General features: G+C 44.1%; 13 protein-coding genes. 6 read left to right on the plus strand and 7 right to left on the minus strand.

What is annotated here, in order from left to right:
- Window positions 1–2: 2 nt before the first annotated feature.
- From AC3WJC_RS05050 to AC3WJC_RS05075, 6 genes are all read right to left on the minus strand, one after another.
- Window positions 3–1,154, minus strand: coding sequence for a glycan-binding surface protein (locus AC3WJC_RS05050; protein ID WP_492397982.1), 1,152 nt, complete (start codon window positions 1,152–1,154; stop codon window positions 3–5).
- A 26-nt stretch (window positions 1,155–1,180) separates the two neighbouring features.
- On the minus strand, window positions 1,181–2,866 hold the full coding sequence (locus tag AC3WJC_RS05055; protein ID WP_492397983.1) for a RagB/SusD family nutrient uptake outer membrane protein: 1,686 nt from the start codon (window positions 2,864–2,866) through the stop codon (window positions 1,181–1,183).
- An 11-nt stretch (window positions 2,867–2,877) separates the two neighbouring features.
- Window positions 2,878–6,036, minus strand: a complete 3,159-nt coding sequence (locus tag AC3WJC_RS05060; RefSeq protein WP_492397984.1) for a SusC/RagA family TonB-linked outer membrane protein — start codon at window positions 6,034–6,036, stop codon at window positions 2,878–2,880.
- Between the two features lie 678 nt (window positions 6,037–6,714).
- Complete coding sequence (locus AC3WJC_RS05065; RefSeq protein WP_492397985.1) at window positions 6,715–8,163, minus strand: redoxin family protein; 1,449 nt, start codon at window positions 8,161–8,163, stop codon at window positions 6,715–6,717.
- Between the two features lie 61 nt (window positions 8,164–8,224).
- On the minus strand, window positions 8,225–8,899 hold the full coding sequence (locus tag AC3WJC_RS05070) for a DinB family protein (RefSeq protein ID WP_492397986.1): 675 nt from the start codon (window positions 8,897–8,899) through the stop codon (window positions 8,225–8,227).
- Window positions 8,900–9,037: 138 nt separating this feature from the next.
- Complete coding sequence (locus AC3WJC_RS05075; RefSeq protein ID WP_492397987.1) at window positions 9,038–9,685, minus strand: DUF1349 domain-containing protein; 648 nt, start codon at window positions 9,683–9,685, stop codon at window positions 9,038–9,040.
- Between the two features lie 106 nt (window positions 9,686–9,791).
- On the opposite strand from AC3WJC_RS05075, the gene AC3WJC_RS05080 reads away from it, so the two are divergent.
- Entirely contained in the window at window positions 9,792–10,553 is a 762-nt protein-coding gene (locus tag AC3WJC_RS05080) for a response regulator transcription factor (protein WP_492397988.1), read from the plus strand.
- Here AC3WJC_RS05080 and AC3WJC_RS05085 read toward each other — a convergent pair.
- Window positions 10,550–11,737 carry a metallophosphoesterase gene (locus tag AC3WJC_RS05085; RefSeq protein WP_492397989.1) on the minus strand — a complete coding sequence of 396 codons (1,188 nt, stop codon included), beginning with the start codon at window positions 11,735–11,737 and terminating at the stop codon, window positions 10,550–10,552. The genes AC3WJC_RS05080 and AC3WJC_RS05085 overlap by 4 nt on opposite strands.
- A gap of 209 nt (window positions 11,738–11,946) precedes the next feature.
- Here AC3WJC_RS05085 and AC3WJC_RS05090 point away from each other — a divergent pair, with 209 nt between their 5' ends.
- From AC3WJC_RS05090 to AC3WJC_RS05110, 5 genes are all read left to right on the plus strand, one after another.
- Window positions 11,947–13,317: an FGGY-family carbohydrate kinase gene (locus tag AC3WJC_RS05090; RefSeq protein ID WP_492397990.1), complete on the plus strand. Its 1,371-nt coding sequence runs from the start codon at window positions 11,947–11,949 to the stop codon at window positions 13,315–13,317.
- 102 nt (window positions 13,318–13,419) lie between these two features.
- Window positions 13,420–14,499: an L-rhamnose/proton symporter RhaT gene (rhaT, locus tag AC3WJC_RS05095; RefSeq protein ID WP_492397991.1), complete on the plus strand. Its 1,080-nt coding sequence runs from the start codon at window positions 13,420–13,422 to the stop codon at window positions 14,497–14,499.
- A gap of 23 nt (window positions 14,500–14,522) precedes the next feature.
- Entirely contained in the window at window positions 14,523–16,643 is a 2,121-nt protein-coding gene (locus tag AC3WJC_RS05100; protein ID WP_492397992.1) for a bifunctional aldolase/short-chain dehydrogenase, read from the plus strand.
- Window positions 16,644–16,706: 63 nt separating this feature from the next.
- Entirely contained in the window at window positions 16,707–17,981 is a 1,275-nt protein-coding gene (locus AC3WJC_RS05105) for a sugar isomerase (RefSeq protein WP_492397993.1), read from the plus strand.
- 86 nt (window positions 17,982–18,067) lie between these two features.
- Complete coding sequence (locus AC3WJC_RS05110; protein WP_492397994.1) at window positions 18,068–19,096, plus strand: GntR family transcriptional regulator; 1,029 nt, start codon at window positions 18,068–18,070, stop codon at window positions 19,094–19,096.
- The last annotated feature ends 119 nt before the right edge of the window (window positions 19,097–19,215 follow it).

Here is a 19,215-nt window from a genome sequence, read left to right on the forward strand (position 1 = left end):
TATCAGTCCTTATTGATTTTTGGTACTACCCTGAAATTGTCGAAAGATATATCGGCATCCAGTTCGCCAGGGCCAAGAAAAAGTATGCGGGTGTAATAGCCATTAGGATTTACCGTTAGCGGGGCTGGGAAGTTTTCAGTAAATTCATCAAAAGGTATGGTAATGGTTTGCCATTTTCCCTTGGTATCAATAGGCGGATTCCATAAGTAAGCATCAGTATAAAAATCTTTTGCGAGGCCGAAGTTAAACCTGATGGTGTTGTTATTATACGGTTTTACTGTATTTACCTCAAATTTGAGTTCATAATCCTCAGGTTTTAAGATGGCTTCGTCCGGTATATTTTTACTGATAGGACCCATGGCATCCGGCGGGCCACCGGCTGCTTCTGTCCATCCCCATGCTCCAATTACACGTTTTACACGGATGTAATTACCGTTGATCGCTATCGGGTCATCAGGGCCCGGCGATGTAACAACGAACGAAGAATTCCACCAGCCGGTAAACGGATCACTGCTGAGTATAATGTTACGGTTATCCCTGAAATACAGGTCAGACCTGGTTTCGCCAAAATTATTTTTGATAGTGATAGGGCCCGGTTGCGCGCCGGCCGGAACACGCACTTTAATAACAGCATCTGTTACCGATTCAATTTCACCTTCAACACCACCGGTAAAAGTTACGGTCAATGGTTCATAAAAGTAATTACCGTTAATGGTGGCTACTTCACCGGTTGGTACATATTCACAATCCATGTAGGAGATAGCCGGCTCGGCAATATCAACCGTAAAACTGTGTTCAAGCATTTTTCCGTCCGAAAACAGGATCTTTATCTTATTGCTGATGTCAACCGGTATCTCACTTGGTACACTCACCAGTATAGATGTGTTGGTTACATAAGTGGTAGTTACAACGGCTTTCCTGTCATTAAACCAAATTTCGCGCGCGTTTTGCAGGTTGGTACCTACTATCGCGATCAAGTTGCCCTGGCCTGCCGATACCAGCAGCGAATCGGACGAATTTGGATCAGTTATGCGAATATAGCTGATGGTAGGGGTGCCTCCCTCGCTGCTATCCTTTTTTGAGCAGGAGGAGTATATACTCATGGTAAGCACGCCTGCCACGAGTATGAGTAATGTTTTTAATATATTTTTCATCTCCATATTTATTTTGATAAACAATGTTATTGCGCGTAGTAATCAACCGCGGGTTTCTTTAGGTTTGGTGCCTGGTCTAACTCAGGTGATGGTATGGGTAGCAAAAAGTTGCCGCTGTTAGCGTTAATTACCCTATCGGTAGTGGCCCATGGGGTTTTGGTCATTGTCCATTGGGTTGGGTTAGGGAACTGGTTAGGCGCGGTGAAAAATAGGCCCCTGTCCTGGGCATTAAGAATGTCGTATGCTTTTTGCGCATTGTAATAATGCATGCTCACTAGGTCATACCAGGCCATGCCTTCCATCGCGAATTCTACCGTACGTTCTTTAAATATCACATCCAAAGTAAGCGGGTCTTCAAACTCAGGCAGGCCCGACCGCATGTGCACCTTGTTAAAATATTCCCTGGCTATCACATCATTGGTCGATGTATTGTTGCCTAATTCAGCTTCAGCATAAATCAGATACATTTCGGCCAAACGCATCATGTAGGTATCGTGCCCATAGTATTGTTGAGCGGCCTGGCCACCAACGTCCTTGGCTTTGCCGGTTACATATTTTTTGATAGATAAAAAGTTATTATCACTACCGGTAAAAGGAAATACCAGTTTTTGCTCACCACCGGTTATAGCCTGGGTGATCTCAGGATACGAAGCGCCCGGCAGCATGAACGTAGCTTTAAGCCGCTGATCGAGCGTGCGGCCTTTAATTTCATTGTCGGCGGCATTTACGGTGAAACCATCGTACTGTTTCATCATCCACCAGGTAGCGCTTTTATCGCCGCCCCAGCCATCGCCGTTGGCAATATCGCCACTGTAAGCGAGGTAAGCAGGGGGAGAGTTTTGTGTACCCCATGCACCCGGTGAAAATACCCACTGAAGTGAAAATATAGATTCGCTATTATTATCGTAAGGGAATAAAAACAAATTGGCATAATTGGGTAATAAGGCATAACCGCCTTGTTTAATCACCCTGTCGGCAAAATACTTGGCACTGTCAAGGTCTGATTGGTTGCGTTGGCCTGCGCCATTGCTGCCCACACCGGCCCTGTTCAGGTAAAAACGTGCCAGCATAGCTTCGGCAGCCCATTTGGTTACCCGGCCCGGGCGTATAGGTGTGGCGGTTAAATCATTAGCGGCGGCGCGCATATCATTAATTATGAATTTCCACACGCTGGGCACCGTATTTTTGCGTAAGCTGGTATCTAAAAATAGTTTGCTGTTATTTTCTATAACGGGCACTTCGCCCCAGTTCATTACTAAAAAGCGGTAAGCCAGCGCGCGCATAAAACGTGTTTCAGCGATAGCGTGCTTTTTAATTGCCGGTGACACGCCTTCGCCGGCGTAGGTTTCAATGTTTTGCCTGGTTAGGTTTGATTGGGCCACAACAATAAAAAAGGCCCGCCATGCGGCTGAGTTTTCAGGATTATCTCCGGTGGTGTTGAATAATACGTTCCCTTTATCGTTATAAGCCGAAAATGCTGTACCTGCCCTAAAATCGCCCAGGTTATAGGAGGCCTTATCATTATAATCAAACCAAACCTTGCTATACAGCAGGCCTGTACCTGCCAGCACCTGGTCGTCTGTTTTATAAAAGCTGGCATCAACTATAGCATCAGTTGGCAGCTTTTCTAAAAAGCTTTTTTTACATGCCGAGAGCATCATAACGGGGATTAGCAACAAGCCCCAAAAAATCTTATTCTTATTGATCTTCATCTCTTTAATTCTTATAGGTCAATTCCAAAACTGAATGTATAGAACGGCGTTAGCGGATAGCGCCCATTATCAAGCCCGATAGCCTGGTTGGAAGCCGAAGCATCGCGGCCAACGTACGAGCCTACTTCAGGGTCTAAGCCTTTATAGCCGGTTATGGTGGCCAGGTTTTGTACACCAAACGCTAACCTTGCACCACGTACAACTTTTTGTTTAGCTAAAAACGCGGCCGGTACGTTGTAGGAGAGGGTTACGTTCTTCAGCCTGATAAATGATCCGTCCTCTACCCATTTGTCGGTAATACGGGCATAGTTGCCGTTTGGCCCGAATGATATCCTGGCAACGTTTGTACCCGGGTTGGCAAGGGATGCTGTACCATCAGGGTTATTTACAGGGCGGGCATAATTCATAGCGGTAACCAGCAGGTTACGGCTCAGGTTAATATTGTTTGGGTTTGAGTTTACCCTGGCCAGGTAATTATAAACATCGTTACCGTAAGCGGCGGTTAAAAGCACGCTAAGGTTAAAGTTTTTGTATGAGAAGTTGTTGGTAAAACCCGCGTAAAGCTTAGGCCATGGATTGCCGATGTTGGTAATATCATCTACATCAATCTTGCCATCGCCATTAATATCCTTGTACTTAACATCGCCTACCCAAACGCCGTTTACATCGGCAGTGGGCAGCCTGTTGCCATTGTTGTCAACAGGTACAGCGCTTTTGTTAATTTCATCAACAGATTGGAATATGCCTTCCTCAACATATCCCTGGAACAACCATGGAGCTGTGCCTACTACTGATCTTTGAGTCCAGTTATCTAACCACCATGACACACGGGTGATGGATGCTTTGTCACTATTTAACTTTGTGATCTTGGTATTAAAATGAGATATGTTAAAGTTTGTATTCCAGGTAAAATTCTTGTTAGTAATATTTGTTGTATTTATGGTGATACCCCAGCCTTTATTTGATAATGAACCGGTATTATAATCAGGTGGTTCTACAGCTCCTGTTCCATTTGAACCCATGTACCATGGCAACGCCAACTTCATTAACAAATTGCTGGTTTTTTTTTCATAATAATCTGCCTCAATAGTTATGCGGTCTTTAAGTAAACCTATATTGATACCTATATTGTCGGTACGGGTTTCTTCCCATTTAAGGTTTGTATTTGCGTAGCTTCTTGGTAAAAAACCGGTAGTTGTTGGTGTTGCACCAGAGGCCAAAGGCGAATATATAGCTAACGGATTACCACCTTGGTTACCGGTTACACCTGTTTCAACCCTTAGTTTTAATTCGTTGATGGCAGATATATTCCAAAAACTTTCATTAGTTATCCGCCATGCTCCAGATACTGATGGAAAGTAGCCCCAGCGATTTTCTGAACCGAAATTTGATGAACCATCAGCACGTATAGCAGCGGTTACAAGGTACCTGTCGTTGTAATTATAGTTAAGCCTTGCCAGGTATGATTCCAGATTCCAATGCCCGGAGCCTCCGTTATTACTGGCAGTTAGCGGATCACCGGCCTCTAAATCAAATATATCATTAGTTAAGAAGCCTGTACGGCGTCCTGACAAACTTTTAGATACGTTAGATTGTGATTCATGACTTGCGATCAAATTAAAGTTATGCTTCGCGAAGCTTTTATTGTATTCTAATAACTGGTTCCAAACCATGTTGGCGAATGATCCATTTCCGTTTGAAAAGGATGCGGTCGCATTTTCGGCCCAGCCAATTTTATAAGTGGGCATATAATATTGCGATTCGTAATAGTTAACATAGTTGGTTAACGATGTTTTGAAATGTAATTCAGGTAAGATTTTTATATCCGCCCTTAAGCTGCTACGGAACTCACGGCGTAAATAATTATTAGTTAGTAAATTAGCTATAGCGATAGGGTTAACAGGCGCAAACTGGTTAGCACCGTTATTAAGGTCGCCGCCGCCCCAGGAGCCATCTACATTTTTAACCGGTATTTGTGGTGTTAATTGTAACCCGTTAGAAATGATATTCTCCTGGCTGGTGGTTAAAATTTCTTTGGTCTGGCTAAAGTTAAGGTCAGCGCCTAAGGTTAACCATTCTTTTGCCTTGCTATCCATATTTAAGCGTGCCGAATACCTTTTAAAGTCTGAGCCTTCGGCAACCCCTTTTTGGTTAAGGTAATCGCCGGACAAAAAGTATTTGGTTTTTTCGGTACCGCCGCTTAAACTTAGTGTATGGTTTTGGCGCGCGCTGTTGTTAAACAGTTCGCCCTGCCAGTCAGTACCTTTTCCCAGCAATGAGGGGTCTAAAAACTCAAGTGGTGTTTCGCCGCCGGCAATGGCGTGGTACTCTTTAACCATCTGTGCATACTGCCTTAGATCCATTACATCCAGATGTTTTGGCGAGGTTTGTAAACCGTATTGATAATTATATGCTATTTTGATATCGCCGGCCTTGCCTCTTTTGGTAGTGATCAGCACAACACCGTTGGTGGCGCGTGAGCCGTATAATGATGTTGCGGCCGGGCCTTGCAATACCTGTACATCCTCAATATCATTAGGGTTGATACCGGCTAACGGGTTGGTAGAGCTTTGCGGACCGAAACCTATCTGCGTAGGGGCTATCTGTATATCATCAATAACATACAATGGGTCTGTAGCGCCGTTAATTGTGCTCACCCCACGTATGTTGATAGACATGCCGCCACCCGGCTGCCCGGTGTTTTGCGTTACATACACGCCTGCCGAACGTCCTTGCAGCGCTTGTTCTATAGTAGTGTTTACCGTACGGTTAAGCTCCTTGGCCGAAATAGAAGTTTGCGCGCTTGATAAGTTGGCCTTTTTAGCGCTGCCATAAGCTGTTTTTACCACAACCTCTTCTAACGTAGTTGCCGATGGTTTGAGCACTACGCTTAGGCTTGTTTTGCCATTAATAGAAACTTGTTGCTTTTCCATTCCCAAAAATGAAAAAGTTAAGCTGCTGCTGCCCGCAGGTACATTGATAGAGTATACGCCTACCTGGTTAGTGGCAACAGAAACAGTAGTTCCGGTTACTGAAACGGTAGCTCCGGGAAGCACTTCTCCATTTTGGTCAGTAACTGCGCCTGTTACTACCCGGTTTTGTGCAAATGCCGTTGCACAGGCGCAGGTAAACAAGCACAGCGTTAGTAATCTTCGTAAAATTTGTCGCATGGTTATTTAATTAGGTTTATTGGATAAGCGGATTTTTAAAATGCGTACGCTGTTACGCATAAATAGATAGGTAATAGCAGGCATAATACCTGTTCGGGCTTTGCCGAAGGTTTTTACAAAAGTTAAATGGTTAGTAAATGGATAGTGGATTAGCTCGCACATGCAGAGCAGCCGGGATGATCAATTGTCGGTTTAAGTAACAACTGATCGCTGAGATTTTCAGCACAGCAAAATATTTAAGTAAAGTTTTTTACCATAGCAGTTATGTTATTAGGAAAATTGGTTTATAATATTGGGTTATATAAATGGTAAGCTGGTTAGTTACTTACGGCCATTTACAGTGGTTGAATTTAGGCTGCTTTGAAATAAGCGGGTACAAATATTGTTAATATTGATAACACAAATGTTAACCAGGATTAACTGATTGATAAACAGTGTTTTGTTTTGTATCAATAAGCCTAAAAAGATAGTGGGATTGAATAATCAGGTATCATATATACTCAACGTGAGATGCCTTGTTTGCTCATATCACAACTGTGAATACGATTGTTAAGTAACAAAACGAGCTGCTGATGACCAGAGATTACATCAGGCAAATGCTGGTTATAAGGATCAGCAAAAAGAGGGCGTAAAAGCGGGGCATCATAAAAGTTTAGTAAAGCCTGCGCAAATAACTAATTATTTACCGATCTCCTGATCTATTAATCCGCTGATCTCGTTAGTGCCCGGGCCCGGCGCATTGTAATTTACAACGTTGCCATTTTTATCAATCAGGATGTATTTGGGGATGGCATTGGCCACGTATGCACCGGCTACAAAGCCGCCACGGTCATAAAGTTGCAGCCAGGTTGGTTTTTCTGTGGCGAGGGCTTTACGCCATTCTCGGTCGCCATCAAATACCGCTATGCTCACAAAAGCTATATTGGGGTCGTTTTTGTACTTGTCTGCCAATTTTTGAAAGTTTGGCATTTCCGCACGGCAAGGGGCGCACCAGCTTGCCCATAGGTCTATATAAATAACTTTACCTTTAAAATCGCTGAGGCTGTAGGTTTTACCCTTGTCGCTTGGTAAGGTAAAAGCCGGGGCGGGTTTACCTATTTGTATTTGCATCAACTGCTTTTCCTTTTCGTAAAAGTTAGTGCTGATGTCTTTCTTCAGCGCGGCAATTTGAACCGCGTCAACAAAAGGTTTAAGGTCTTTTTTTACCCAGTTTAATTGCTCTATAGAGCTTGCCCGGTTAATGCCTGAGGTAACGGCATAATGCAGGTAGCGTTGTTTTACCTCGCCGGTATAGTATTTATTAACAGCGTTAAATAAATAGTCGGGCTGTTTTACTAAGGTTGAATCATTTAATTTATCCACCTTTTTTATATAAGTTAAATAAACTGGCATTATCCAGCTCGTATAATCTTCGGCAATCAGGTATTCATCGTGCGAGATGCTGTTAGCAAATATAGGCGGCGTGTTTAGCTTTGCTATATCAACCATTTGCCGGGCTGTATATTTACCCATTTCCAGGTGTTGCAGCAGCATGTAAAAGGCCATGCTTTGATTATCTATATCAACCATTTTTTTAAATGTGGCCGCGTATTTATCTCCTTGCCTGTTTTTAATGAATACCGCATTGGCTACAGAATCATTAAGCGCTTTTTGCTTTTTTATGAACCGCAGCAAGTCATCCAGTTTCAACTCATACCATTCCGTACGGTCATTCCGGGCAACCATGATCGAGTCTATCTTTTGGCGATAGCTGTTTGTTATGGCTCCTGTACCGCTTATCCTTTTTGTTTTAAGCAGAGTGAGGAAATCTGTAGCATCGCCGGTTATGGTTAGGTTATAACCGGGCGCAACGTAAATCTTGTTTATCTGTAAGCTGTTTTGCTGAATGCTGGTACGCTGCGGGCGCGAAATGTGGTAGGTTTTAAAATTAAATTCGCCGGCATCGTTAAGTTTGATCGTATCAATGGTCATCAAACCGTTTTCATCCTCAAAAAAAATCTTCATCATCTTTTCAGTGGTATTGGTTATTTTACCCTGAATGGTGAGCGGAAGATGTTTGCCGGGCTGTTGTGCAAATGCCGAATGACATAAGCAAAGCAGCAGCAGGTTGATAAGGCCTTTTTTCATAAGTATGGTAAATATATGAAAAATGGCCTCTTTAACTTTAAGTTGTATTACATTAAACGCATTAATTTTTTGGATAATTCGGATCGGCCTTTACTTCCTCGATCTGTTTTACGTGTCGCTCGGTATGGGCGGATATCAGCATAATTAACTGATAAGCATCATAGGTACCCATAGGTAATGCCGATACATGGTTGCGCAGGTCTTCATTTGTAGTGTCAATAAAAGCTACCAGTTTATCCCGGTCTTCCTGAAATGCTTTCAGCGCGGCCTCCGTATTTGCGTATGGCGCGTTAGCCGGTTCAAGTGCTGCAAAGGTTTTAGCTTTATGCGAGCGGTCTTCAACGCCCTTGATCAGCATTTCGTCAGTAGCTTTAATATCGGCTCTTTTTTCAGGGTTAGCGGGTTGTTTTAATGATGCTTCAACCATCGCCCACAGGTTTTTTTCGGACGATGCGATGTGTTTAACGCATTCTTCTATACTCCACTTATCGGCAGCGGGCTTAAAGGTTAACTGCGCGCTGCTTAAAGCCTTCACCGCGTTATAAACATCAGCGGCCGTTTGCTTTAAAAACTTAATGGCTTTGCTTCTTTCTTCGGGCTTAAGCAGCTTTGGTTTGGCGGTTAACTGTGCGGCAGGTACACTTTTTTGTTGATTGGCTTTTTTCTGTTGCGCGTCGCTTTGGTAAGCAACAAGGCTTAATAAGATTAATAACAGCCAGGCGGTTTGCTTTCTCATTTTAATGGTGATTTATAACACGGTAAATAATTTGATTACCTAACAAATCTATTATTCAATTACCATTAACAGCGGGTGTTATTTGGACATAATAACGGGCTGTTACGGACAAGCCGATACAATGCCCGTTGTTTTTTCTTACTGATGATTTTTAAGCCATTCCAGCCTGCGTTGATCGGGTAGGTGCTTTACGGTAAAGTTTTCAAATTTAGCTTCAAAGCCATTGCCATCCGGGCAGGCCGCCATTAGGCCAACCATTACCGGCGCGTTATCTTTTAGCGGTGCATTGCGGGTCATTATATAGGTTTTATCATCAAGCGAGTAAAATATCTCCAGGGCATCCAGTCTGCGCACCACTTTTATCCATATAAACGGCGGCACCTTTTCAAGGGTTGTAACGCTCCAGTCGCTTTTGGTATGTGTTACCACTGTACTTACATTAAATTTGCCATCTACAAACTCAACGCCTGTTTTAATATAGTTTTCATGATCGGTTCTGATCATCAGCCCCATTTGGTCAAACCGGGCCTTGTACGCCCCGGTTAATTTTACCTTGGCCTCAAACTCACCACCATAAGTGCTGTAATAAAAGGGCGCATCATCAACGGTAAAGCCATAGTGGGATATACGCCAGTAATCGCTTTTGGGTGTTACCTGCATAATAAGGCTGTTATTTTTTATTTCCCAGCGTTCAGGCTCATTAAACCAGGTCATTTTTTCAAGGCTTTGCGCTTTAATCTGGCCGGCGCAAAAAAGCATAACTATGGCGATAAATGTTTTTTTCATTTGTTTTTAATTAATGCCCGGTTAATTAACCATTGGGCTTTTGTATGTTCGTAAAGTTATTAAGCGTTTTAAAAGTGTTAAATGGCGATTTATAACCATTACTAATATGGATAACATCCGCGAATTACTGGACATAAAATTATTATCGCAACCATTTGATACCGATGCGCAGCCGCCATCGCCATTGGATAGTGCCCGGCAAATAGCCCGCTTGTACACCGGCCTGGAAAACGGCATCAGTGTGCTGAGTGATTTGAAATCACGAAAAAGCTATATCTGCTATGGTGCTATGGCCGAAAAACTGGGCTTAAAACAGCAGGAGGCAGAGGTTAACACCATTTGGGAAGATGAACTGTTAAGCCTTATCCACACAGAAGACCTGCAAAAAAAATACCGGCTTGAGCTGCGCTTTTTTCAGCATCTTAATTCATTAAGCGTTGCCGACCGGGACGGTTACGAAATTATTACCAGGCTTCGGGTAATAATAGGCGAGGGGAAGAATTTAACGCTTAAACACCGGGTAATATACATCAGCAGTTATGCTGATGGCAGCATTTGGTTTGCACTTTGCCTGTATAATATCATTTTTGACTATCCGGGGTTTGATGCACCTGATGGCCTGATCATCAACACACGTACCGGGGCGGTTATTAATAACGGGCAAGACAAAATAACCGAATTTTTGTCGCCGCGCGAAAAGGAGATCATCCAACTGATAAAGTATGGGCACCGCAGCAAGGAGATAGCCGGTAAACTATCGCTCAGCATACATACGGTTAACAGGCACCGGCAAAATATATTTCAAAAGCTAAACGTAAGCAACGCCATGGAAGCCTGCCGTATTGCCGAAGCAACGGGCTTGGTTTAGTGTGTTGCCGTTTTCAGGGTGATCACCGTAATTTCAGGCCAGATACCTACACGGCCCTTTAAGCCTAAAAAGCCGAAGCCGCGGTTTACATATAAATAGCTGCCCAGCTTTTTATATAAACCCGCCCATTGTTCATAAACATACTTTATGGGGCTCCACTTAAAGCCAAAAAGTTCAATGCCAAATTGCGCGCCATGCGTATGCCCGGCAAGTGTAAGATGGATATGCTGCGGATGCGAAAGCGTAACCGCGTCCCAATGAGATGGATCATGAGATAAGAGTATCTTAAAGGCATCGTCAGGTACGTTTTGGGTTGCTTTGGCCAGATCGCCATATTTATGAAAGCCGCCCTTACCCCAGTTCTCAACACCGATGAGTGCTATTTGCTGCCCGTCTTTTTGTATAGATACACTCTCATTCAGCAACAGGCGGAAGCCAATATCGTGGTGCACTTCTTTTAGTCGGGTAAGATTGTTGCGCTTGGCTGCCTCGCTTTCCCATTGTATGTAATCACCATAATCATGATTGCCTAAAACTGAATATTTGCCATAAGCCGCCTTGAGGCGGGCAAAAACGGGTATCCACCTATCCATTTCAGTAGCCTGGTTATTTACCAGATCACCGGTGAATACGATCAGGTCGCTTTGCTGGGCATTCACCATATTGACACCTTTTTCAACACCCTCAGCACTGGTAAAACTCCCGGAATGAACATCCGACAACTGGGTTAAGGTAAAGCCATCAAAAGCAGGTGGCAGATCATTAAAATAAAGCGTTTCACGATGAACGGTGTACCTATGCCTGCCGCCGGTAAGCCCGTAGATCAACCCGAAAAAGGGTATAGCGGCTACGGCCACGGCCAGTTCACTCACCCATACTGAACGCGGCGGAAATCCCTGGAAAAGCCGGGTCAGATCCTCCAGCAACAATACCGGCATGGCAAACACCTTTGGTATAACCGCTATCATAAAAAACGTCATCAATGCGGAGGCGAGTTTGGGCATGGCATTACCGGGGCGGCGCATGGTGCGTACGTAAATCAAACCGGCAATCAGCAGCAGGTCAATAAACCAATAAAAGTTAAGTATAAAGGTGTTATTGGTGAGCGTTTTAACAGCCTGGTAAAAATAAGGGTCTGCGCTAAGTACAATAACAAAGAGCAGGGGAAGAAGTGTTTTTTTCATGTATATACTGTAAAGACGATCAAGCGGCGGATAAATTTTAAACTATTTAATTATTTGTACATTAAGCAGACAGCTAAGGATAGTGAAATTGCCCGTTACTGTTAACTTAGGGCAAATTATTAACCGCCGCTAACCTGCTTTATAAATTAGTTTGTTTATTCATATTGTATTTGCCGAGCGGCTATTACGCGCCTTACTGATACCAATTAATGATTGATGTTACACCTGTAATTGCTATTTTTGATGTTGGTAAAACCAACAAAAAGCTTTTTCTATTTAACGAGCAGTATAAAATTGTTCAGGAAAGCTCGGCTTGTTTTGATGAAACTATAGACGAGGATGGCGATCCATGCGAAGATATAGATAACCTTGGTCAGTGGATCTTAAACTCGCTCAAGGAAGTGATCAACCTACCGCAATACGAGTTAAAGGCAGTCAATTTTTCGGCTTACGGGGCAAGTTTTGTTTACCTGGATGAAGCAGGAAAAATACTTACGCCGCTTTACAGTTACCTCAAACCTTATCCTGATGAGTTGAAGCAACGGTTTTACCAAACGTATGGTGATGAAGCTACAATTGCCATGCAAACCGCTTCGCCTGCTTTGGGCAACCTTAACTCCGGCTTGCAGCTTTACCGGCTCAAACAGGAGCAACCCGGCATTTACCAAAAAGTACAATCAGCCCTGCATTTGCCGCAATACCTGAGTTATTTGCTTACAAATAAAGCCTTTTCGGACCTGACGAGCATTGGCTGCCATACCGTCCTTTGGAATTTTAATAAAGGCGATTATCATAACTGGGTGCAGGCCGAAGGGCTAACGGCAGTACTCGCCCCGGTAATGCCCGGCAATAAAACAGTAGCTATTGAATTAGAGGGGCATCAACTACACGTTGGCATCGGGCTGCACGATAGTTCGGCCGCGCTTATACCTTATCTGGTGAGTTTTAATGAGCCTTTTGTACTGCTATCCACAGGGACCTGGAACATAAGCCTTAACCCGTTTAACCAATTACCACTTACAGCGGATGAATTAGCTAACGACACGCTTAAATATATGCAATACCAGGGCTTGCCTGTAAAAGCCTCCCGCTTATTTGCAGGGTACCAATACGAGCAGCAAACCAAACGGATAGCTGAATACTTTGGTCAGGAAGCATCTAAATACAAATACACAGAGTTGGATACTGCTATAATATCAAGGTTAACAGAACAGGATCATCATCTTAAAAACGAAGATCATAATAACCAACCCCAACCATTCTCTACGCGCGATTTGCATGCTTTTACTGACGATACAGAAGCTTACCATCAACTGATGATGGATCTGGTAGCACAGCAAAAGTATGCTACCGAACTGGTTATAAAAGGCACCCCGGTAAAGCAGTTGTTTGTAGATGGCGGGTTCAGTAAAAATCCTGTTTTTATGCAACTGCTCGCATCCGCTTTTCCTGAATTAAAGGTTTTCGCGGCCTCTGTAGCACAGGCTACTGCCGTTGGCGCCGCGTTGGCGGTGCACCAGGCATGGAATACATTGCCGCAACCAAACAACCTGATCGAACTAAAACATTACCCGGCTTAGCAATATCAATGCTTGTTGTAATTTAAAGACAGTAAAGGACGGTTCATCATCCGTTAATATATACTTTCGTAATAACCTGTTATACTAACCTATTTAAACTACATGCAAGTTATTTTCGGAATCATATATCACTTTATAGGGGGCTTTGCTTCCGGCAGCTTTTACATCCCCTATAAAAAGGTAAAGGGCTGGGCATGGGAGAGTTTCTGGATAGTTGGCGGCATTTTCTCGTGGCTGATTGTACCGCCTGTTGCAGCTTGGTTAACGATCCCGAACTTTAGCGAAATCATACGGCAAACCAACGGACAAATACTGCTTTTAACCTATTTTTTCGGGTTACTGTGGGGTATTGGCGGTTTAACTTACGGGCTTGGGGTACGCTACCTGGGGGTATCATTAGGTAGTACTATCATCTTAGGGCTGTGCGCCGTTTTCGGCTCTATAATACCATCAGTTTATTACAACATTTATCCTGAAGAAGGTAAAACCACCATAACCGAAATGCTTAACAGCCACTGGGGGCAAATGGTGTTGCTGGGTATTTTAATATGTGTGGTTGGCATTGTTATCTGCGGCAGGGCAGGCACTTTAAAAGAGCGTGATCTTACCGCCCGCGGGCAGCTAAATTCAAGTAATAAGGAATATCGTTTTGGCTTGGGCATACTGGTAGCCATTGTATCGGGCGTATTAAGTGCCTGCTTTAATTTTGGTATTGAGGCCGGTAAAAGCATGGCCGATGTAGCCAATGCGGCATGGCAGGCACAGCATCCGGGGCAGGGCAATTATCTGTTCTCAAACAATGTTACCTATGTAGTGATCCTGTGGGGCGGCCTTACCACCAACTTTATATGGTGCATGATACTGAACGCCCGCAATAAAACTTTCGGTAATTACACGGATAGTGGTACGCCGTTATTTAAAAACTACCTGTTCTCCGCACTGGCAGGCACAACGTGGTTTCTGCAATTCTTTTTTTATGGCATGGGGGAGAGCAAGCTGGGTAATGGTGCCAGCTCGTGGATATTGCACATGGCATCCATCATACTGATAGCCAATTTATGGGGCCTGATATTAAAAGAGTGGAAAGGCGTAAGTAAAATGGCTATAACTACTTTGCTGGTTGGCATCGTTACTATTATTCTGTCGGTACTTTTTGTAGGGTATGGCAATTCATTAAAATAAGTTAATAAATAATACAATTATATATGTCGTTCAATAACACACAATTTAAACATGTAAGCTATTTGTGGGATGAGGCGGAGACTGCAAAGCTCGCCGGTGATGAGGTAGCCCTGTTAATATACCGTTCCAACTTGCTGGGTGCTGACCTGCGGCTTACCAATTACGGCGGCGGCAACACTTCCTGCAAAGTAATAGCTAAAGACCCGTTAACGGGTGCCGATGCAGAGGTAATGTGGGTTAAAGGCTCCGGCGGCGATTTAGGAACTTTGAAAAAAAGCGGCCTTGCAGCACTGTATGTGGACAGGCTGCGCAGCCTGAAAAATATTTATCGTGGGGTTGAGTTTGAGGACGAAATGGTTGAGTTGTTTAACCACTGTATTTTTGATCTGTCATCAAAAGCCCCTTCAATTGATACGCCGCTGCATGGCTTTTTGCCATTTAAACATATTGACCACCTGCACCCCGACGCGGCCATTGCCATCGCGGCAGCAAAGGATGGTAAAAAAATAACCGAAGAACTTTTTGGCGGCACCATAGGTTGGGTGGAATGGAAGAAACCCGGCTTTGAACTCGGCTTGCAGCTAAAGGCTTGTTTAGATGCTAACCCCGGCATACGGGGCATTATGCTGGGCTCGCACGGTTTATTTACCTGGGGCGATACCGCTTACGAGAGCTATATCAATACCCTTGAAGTAATTGAAAAATGCGCCGAATACCTGGAACAGAACTATGGCAAAAAAGGGTCTGTTTTTGGCGGACAAAAAATAGATAGCCTTGCTGAGGCTGACCGTAAAAAACAGGCGGCCGCCCTGGCACCTGTACTGCGTGGTTTCTGCTCATCAAAAACCCGCATGGTTGGCCATTTTACTGATGATGTGCGCGTGCTGGAATTTATTAACTCCAATGACCAGGAACGCCTTGCTCCGCTGGGTACCAGTTGCCCCGATCACTTTTTACGTACCAAGATCAGTCCGCTGGTACTGGAACTGGATAAAAATGCTGATCTGAGTGATGTGGATGGGTTAAAAGCACAGCTTGCCCCGGCATTTGAAGCCTACCGGCAGATGTATACCGACTATTATAATACCTGCAAACACGATAATAGCCCGGCTATCCGCGATGCCAACCCGGTGGTTATACTGTATCCGGGAGTGGGTATGTTTACCTTTGCCAAGGATAAGCAAACCGCCCGTGTTGCTGCCGAGTTCTACATCAACGCCATCAACGTGATGAAAGGTGCCGAGGCGATATCTGAGTATACCTCGTTACCACGGCAGGAAGCATTTGATATTGAGTACTGGCTGCTTGAAGAAGCCAAGCTGCAACGGATGCCTAAGCCTAAAATACTATCAGGCCGTGTGGCATTGGTAACCGGCAGTGCCGGAGGGATAGGCAAGGCCATCGCTAAAAAATTTGTAGAGGAGGGCGCGGTAGTAATACTTAATGATATGAATGCCGAACGCCTTGAAGGCGCTGCGCAGGAGTTTCATGCAAAATTTGGTAAGGATGCCTACACTACCGCTGTGCTTGATGTTACCGATGCCGGCCAGATCAAGGCTGCGTTTGATGCCGCCGCACTGGCATTTGGCGGGGTTGATATTATAGTGAACAATGCCGGCCTTTCCATCTCAAAAACCATAGCTGACCATACCGAAAAGGACTGGGACCTGTTGTATGATGTTTTGGTGAAAGGCCAGTTTTTGGTTACACAGGCTGCAACCGCTATCATGAAAAAGCAGGCTATTGGCGGCGATATTATCAACATAGTAAGTAAAAACGCGTTGGTTAGCGGCCCTAACAACGCGGGTTATGGCAGCGCCAAATCAGCCCAATTACATTTAAGCCGTTTAAACGCTGCTGAATTGGGTGCTGATAAGATACGGGTGAACGTAGTAAACCCCGATGCGGTTATCAGTGATAGTAATATTTGGGCAGGCGGCTGGGCCGAAGGCCGTGCCAAGGCTTACGGCATTACTGTTGAGGAATTGCCTGCCTATTACGCAAAACGTACCTTGCTGAACGAGATCATACTGCCGGAAGATATTGCCAATGCCTGTGTAGCTATTACCGGGGGATTGCTCAATAAATCAACCGGAAATGTAATAAATGTTGATGGTGGTGTAGCTGCCGGATTTGTGCGTTAATGCTAAATTTATACCGGGCAGCCTACCAATTGCTGTCCGGTTATAATACCAAATTATACCTGTATGCAATTAGAGAAGCAATTAATTCAAAACCTGAACAGTGATGTGCTTTCGGCACATCAGCGTAAGTTCAATTATATATCAGGCGAGGTTTCCGGAGCTGAAGCAGTAGTTAAAAAACTGGAGGCATTTAATATTGCTATTCCAAGTTGGGCGCTGGGTACAGGGGGTACACGTTTCGGCAGGTTTTCGGGTGGGGGAGAGCCCCGCAGCCTTGAAGAAAAAATTGAGGATGTAGGCCTGATCCACGCGCTTAACCGCTCAAGTAACAGTATCTCGCTGCATATACCCTGGGATATTCCGGACAATGCCTCGTCAATAAAGTCGCTTGCTTCACAGTTAGGGTTACATTTTGATGCCGTAAACTCCAATACCTTTCAGGATCAAAGGGATCAGCCGCTCAGTTATAAATACGGCTCGCTGCATCATGTAGATAAAGCCGTGCGCAGGCAGGCGGTTGAACATAACATCGAGGTAATAAAGTATGGCGTGGAGCTTGGCTCAAAAGCGCTTTCGGTATGGCTGGCTGATGGATCGAATTTTCCTGGTCAGTTGAATTTTCGTAACGCGTTTCAAAATACCTGCGAGAGCCTGCAGGAAATTTATAACGCGCTACCGGAAGATTGGAAGATCTGGATAGAATACAAACCCTACGAACCCAATTTTTACTCCACTACTATTGGCGATTGGGGCCAATCGTATCTGCTGGCCAATAAATTAGGCGCAAAGGCAAGTACGCTGGTTGATCTGGGCCACCATCTGCCAAACACCAATATCGAGCAGATCGTATCCTTATTATTGATGGAAGGCAAACTGGCCGGTTTTCATTTTAACGATTCAAAATATGGTGATGACGACCTCACCGTAGGCAGCATCAATCCGTACCAGTTATTCCTGATATTTAATGAGTTGGTTGAGGGTATGGATGCCCGGGGATTAGATCATGCTACCGGTATAGGCTGGATGATCGATGCATCGCACAACGTAAAAGACCCGGTTGAGGATTTGCTGCAATCAGTAGAGGCGATCAAGATAGCTTACGCGCAGGCATTGTTAATAGATCAGTCCGCATTACGCACGGCACAGCAAAATAATGATGTCGCCGGGGCGCAGGATATGCTGCAAACGGCTTACCGTACCGATGTGCGCCCGATGTTAGCCGAAGCGCGTTTACGTACGGGAGGTGCAATTGACCCTGTGGTGGCATTTCGCAAATTGAACGTCCGCGATCAGTTGATAAAAGAAAGAGGCCTGAAAACCGTAGCGACAGGATTGTAATGGAGCAGATTGCTTTGTGAACAGGTTTATTTACATTAGGGCATTATAAAGCCATTAACTTTGTTTGAGCGAAGCCAGCGTATTTGATGAAGAATTTTTTAAAGATTTTATCGGTTGATGAGTACTCCATCACGCCAAAGTACCTGCAACTGGTTAACAGCGTACTGCTGGCTATTGAGAACGGTAAAATTATTGAAGGCGATGTTATGCCCTCTATCAACGACCTGAGTTTCGCGCTTGATATTTCAAGGAATACCATTGAGCGTTTTTATAACGAACTGAAAAAGGCGGGCATCATGCGTACCATACCCGGCAAGGGTGCCTTTATACAAAAAACTGATTTTGACCGGCCGCTAAAGCTGCTGCTGCTTTTTAATAAGCTTAGTACCCATAAAAAGATTATTTACGATGCCTTTGTTGAAACTATCGGCAAAAGCGCGGCGATTGATTTTTATGTGTATAACAATGATTTTTACCTGTTTAAAAAGATCATCACCGAAAAGGTAAAATCAGATTACGATAAGATCATCATCGTGCCTTATTTTATAGAGAACGAAGAAGAATCTATCGACGTGATCAGGCTGGTACCGCGTGAAAAGCTGGTTATTATGGATAAGCCTGTTCCGCAGATCACTGGTAAATACATCACGGTATATGAAGATTTTGAGAGCGATATATTTAACGCGCTGGTGAAATTGTTGGATCCGCTAAAAAAGTACGATTCGCTGAAACTCGTTTTTCCTTCAGGTACCTATCACTCCAATGCTATTATAAGCGGTTTTAAGCATTTTTGCGACGCGTATTTTTTTGAGCAGGAGATAATTCCTTCGCTCGAAAATCAACCGATAACTGAAAGAACGGCCTATATAACTGTTGTTGAGAATGATTTGGTACGGATGATACAGGCGGCCAGATTGCAGGGGCTGGAGATCGGGAAAGATGTGGGTATTATATCCTATAACGAAACAGCCATCAAACAGATCATCCTGAACGGGATCACTACCATATCAACCGACTTTAATTTGTTAGGCTCAAAAACAGCGGAACTGATCCTTAATAACGAATGCAAAAAAATAGCGGTTCCGTTCAGCGTGCATCAGCGCCCATCTATATAGTGTTTTGTTTGGCTGTTTTATGATAATGATTGATCTTATATCAAATAGTTATCAGGACTTTAAACTAATTTGCTTTTTAGCGGGTAATTTCATAAAATTGTAGGAATTAACCTGCTTAC

The organism is Mucilaginibacter sp. FW306-07-L (genome assembly GCF_058782065.1).

Excerpts from the sequence above, each read along its gene's own strand:
- AC3WJC_RS05105 (WP_492397993.1), top strand. The coding sequence starts at position 16,707 with ATGCAATTAGAGAAGCAATTAATTCAAAACCTGAACAGTGATGTGCTT.
- rhaT (WP_492397991.1), top strand. The coding sequence starts at position 13,420 with ATGCAAGTTATTTTCGGAATCATATATCACTTTATAGGGGGCTTTGCT.
- AC3WJC_RS05060 (WP_492397984.1), bottom strand. The coding sequence starts at position 6,036 with ATGCGACAAATTTTACGAAGATTACTAACGCTGTGCTTGTTTACCTGC.
- AC3WJC_RS05070 (WP_492397986.1), bottom strand. The coding sequence starts at position 8,899 with ATGAGAAAGCAAACCGCCTGGCTGTTATTAATCTTATTAAGCCTTGTT.
- AC3WJC_RS05055 (WP_492397983.1), bottom strand. The coding sequence starts at position 2,866 with ATGAAGATCAATAAGAATAAGATTTTTTGGGGCTTGTTGCTAATCCCC.
- AC3WJC_RS05085 (WP_492397989.1), bottom strand. The coding sequence starts at position 11,737 with ATGAAAAAAACACTTCTTCCCCTGCTCTTTGTTATTGTACTTAGCGCA.
- AC3WJC_RS05075 (WP_492397987.1), bottom strand. The coding sequence starts at position 9,685 with ATGAAAAAAACATTTATCGCCATAGTTATGCTTTTTTGCGCCGGCCAG.
- AC3WJC_RS05080 (WP_492397988.1), top strand. The coding sequence starts at position 9,792 with ATGGATAACATCCGCGAATTACTGGACATAAAATTATTATCGCAACCA.
- AC3WJC_RS05050 (WP_492397982.1), bottom strand. The coding sequence starts at position 1,154 with ATGAAAAATATATTAAAAACATTACTCATACTCGTGGCAGGCGTGCTT.
- AC3WJC_RS05100 (WP_492397992.1), top strand. The coding sequence starts at position 14,523 with ATGTCGTTCAATAACACACAATTTAAACATGTAAGCTATTTGTGGGAT.
- AC3WJC_RS05065 (WP_492397985.1), bottom strand. The coding sequence starts at position 8,163 with ATGAAAAAAGGCCTTATCAACCTGCTGCTGCTTTGCTTATGTCATTCG.
- AC3WJC_RS05090 (WP_492397990.1), top strand. The coding sequence starts at position 11,947 with ATGATTGATGTTACACCTGTAATTGCTATTTTTGATGTTGGTAAAACC.
- AC3WJC_RS05110 (WP_492397994.1), top strand. The coding sequence starts at position 18,068 with ATGAAGAATTTTTTAAAGATTTTATCGGTTGATGAGTACTCCATCACG.